At 72.4% G+C, this 2,510-nt stretch carries 3 protein-coding genes and 1 pseudogene; all 4 read right to left on the reverse strand.

Features of this window, described 5'->3' with window-relative positions; translation table 11 throughout:
* Positions 1-480, reverse strand: a pseudogene (locus H5J30_RS26870) (CAF17-like 4Fe-4S cluster assembly/insertion protein YgfZ); the annotation flags it as partial.
* An 82-nt stretch (positions 481-562) separates the two neighbouring features.
* Positions 563-1,006, reverse strand: coding sequence for a Fur family transcriptional regulator (locus tag H5J30_RS26875; RefSeq protein WP_181789917.1), 444 nt, complete (start codon positions 1,004-1,006; stop codon positions 563-565).
* A 103-nt stretch (positions 1,007-1,109) separates the two neighbouring features.
* Positions 1,110-1,676, reverse strand: coding sequence for a heme-binding beta-barrel domain-containing protein (locus tag H5J30_RS26880; RefSeq protein WP_181789918.1), 567 nt, complete (start codon positions 1,674-1,676; stop codon positions 1,110-1,112).
* 203 nt (positions 1,677-1,879) lie between these two features.
* Positions 1,880-2,510: hypothetical protein (locus H5J30_RS26885; RefSeq protein WP_181789919.1), on the reverse strand; the 631-nt coding region annotated here is incomplete at its 5' end.

The following is a 2,510-nucleotide window of genomic DNA, read 5'->3' on the forward strand; positions in this document are numbered from 1 at the left end:
GGTCTCGCGGACCGTCGCGCCGCCGGGCGCCTCCGCGATGGAGCCGGCCGGCAGGTGGACGACGGCCAGGTCGTCCGTGCGGTCGGCGATGTCCACCCGGTAGAAGAACTTCATGCTCTCCAGGTACGCGACGAGGTCCTTCTGCGTGCCCGGTTCCACGTGCGCCCACGTCGTCTCGCCGTCGTCGACGAGGTACAGCGCGTGTTCGATGTGCCCGTGGGCGGACAGCACCAGCGCCTCGGTGGCGTGACCCGGCGCGAGCGCTTCGACGTGCTGCGTCAGCAGCAGGTGCAGCCAGCTCAGCCGGTCCTGGCCGGTGACCGACACGACGCCGCGGTGGGAGAGGTCGACGAAGCCCTCGCCGGCGTCCAGCGCGCGCTGCTCCCGGAAGAGATCGCCGTAGTGCGCGGCGACGCCCTCGTCGGGAGCCTCGGCGGCGACCGCCCCGGGCAGGGAGAGGAGGGGAGAAGGCGCGTTCATGCTTCAAGAGTACGTCCGGGCGGCCACCCGGGGTCACGGGCCGGATGCAAGTCGCGCGCGGCAGCCGCCGGGACCCGGGGCGCTACGGGGCGGAGGCGTCGGGCTTGCCGGACTCGGTGCAGGTCGCGCAGCGGCCGAGGATCGCGAAGTGCCGTACGTCGCTCTCGAACCCGAACCGCTGCCGCAGTTCCTCCGCGAACGGCTCCGCCACCGCGTTCTCCGCCTCGATGACCCGGTCGCAGACGCGGCACACGAGGTGCAAATGGTGGTGCCGGTCGGCGATGTGGTACGTCGGCGGGCCGTGGTTGAGGTGCGCGTGGCTGACGAGGCCCAACTCCTCCAGCAGCTCCAGCGTGCGGTAGACCGTGGAGATGTTGACGCCGGCGGCGGTCTTGCGGACCTCGATCAGGATGCCGTCGGGCGTCGCGTGCTCCAGGGAGTCGACGGCTTCCAGCACGAGCTGCCGCTGCGGCGTCAGGCGGTAGCCGCGCTTGCGCAGGTCGCGCTTCCAGTCGGTGGTCTCCACGGCTCAAGTGTATGAGCGTCGCGGCGGAACCCCGGCCGGTTGCCGGAAAGCGCCCCCGCCGGGTGCCCGAGGGGGCGTCCGCGGGGTGTCTGCGGGAGGCGGCTCAGCGGAAGAAGGCGATCCCGTCGTCCGGGAGGTCCTTCAGGTCCTTCGCCCACTCCCGCGGGTTCACGACCTTCTTCAGCTGGGCCGACATGTACGGCCGCAGCTCCACCTCCGGGGTGGCCTTCTCGCCGACCCACATCAGGTCGCCGTTCACGTACCCGTACAGCCGCTTGCCGCCCGCGTACGGCGGGGAGGCCGCGCTGCGCGCGACCGCGTCCGTGGCCAGGTCGATCTGGGGCTTGCCCGCGGCCAGCTCGCCGTACCAGACCTCGGCGACGCCCTGGTCGCGCACCATGACGGCCTCGATCTGCCGGTCGGGCCGGATCCGCCAGTACCCGGACTCGCTCTCCAGCGGGCGCACCTTCTCGCCGGCCTCGTCGAGCACCCAGGTGTACGAGGTGTACGCCAGGAAGTCCCGGCCGTCGTGGCCGAAGCGCAGCTCCTGCCCGAAGTTGCACTTCTCGCTGCCGGGGAAGTCGAAGACGCCCGCACCCTGCCAGTCGCCCAGCAGGAACGCCAGCGGGACCAGGTCCTTGTGCAGGTCGGAGGGGATCTCGATCGGCATCGTCAGCGCTGGCCCTGGTACAGCTTCTTCACGACCAGTCCGGCGAAGGCCAGTGTGGCCACGCAGACCAGCACGAGCAGGATGTCGAAGGTGACGACAAGCACGAGTGCGCTCCGTAACGACGAGGGACGTACCGCCGCCGAGTCTAGCCGCCGGGCCGGACACCGGCCCGGCGGGCACCGACGGGGGACCCGGGGCGGGCGTCAGCCGAGGAGCTGCGACTGCAGGATCACCGTCTGCCGGAACGGCGTCGGGGCCACCTCGCCCGCCCGCGACTGCACCACCAGGCCGATGACGTCCCCCGCGCGCAGGTACGCCTGGCGCACGTGGTCCTCCTCGCGCGGCTCGGGCTCGTCGAAGACGTACGTCTCGATGGCGCCGGGCCCCGCTTCCACCGGCCAGCTCTCGTCGAGTACGGCCTCGGGCGCCCCGGCGAGGTCGGAGCCGGTGCTGTCGCCCCGGGAGATCACCTCGTCGAACCAGGCGGTCGCGAACGCGCCGGAGTTGAACCTCAGGAGATAGATGCGCGTCCGGGTACCGTCCGGCATGAGCCAGCCGGTGGCGGCGATGTGCCGTACCGCGTTGTGGCGGAGCGCGCGCCGCAGCTCGCCGCGGTCGCGCCCGTCGTACGCGGCGACGTACCTGCCCGTCGGCACCCACTCGGCGTCGGCGGGCAGCTTCTTGTCGGGCTTGGCACCGGCCGGGGACGGCAGCACCAGCTCGCGGAGGTCGGCGTGGTGCTCCTCGGCGCTGTTGCCGGCGACGAACGGCGGCGGGGACCCGGAGGGCAGGGCGGGCAGCTTGAGGGCGGGGTAGTCCCAGCGGCCGTCGGAC

The sequence above is a fragment of the Streptomyces phytophilus genome (assembly GCF_013870535.1).
GTDB lineage: Bacteria > Actinomycetota > Actinomycetes > Streptomycetales > Streptomycetaceae > Streptomyces > Streptomyces phytophilus.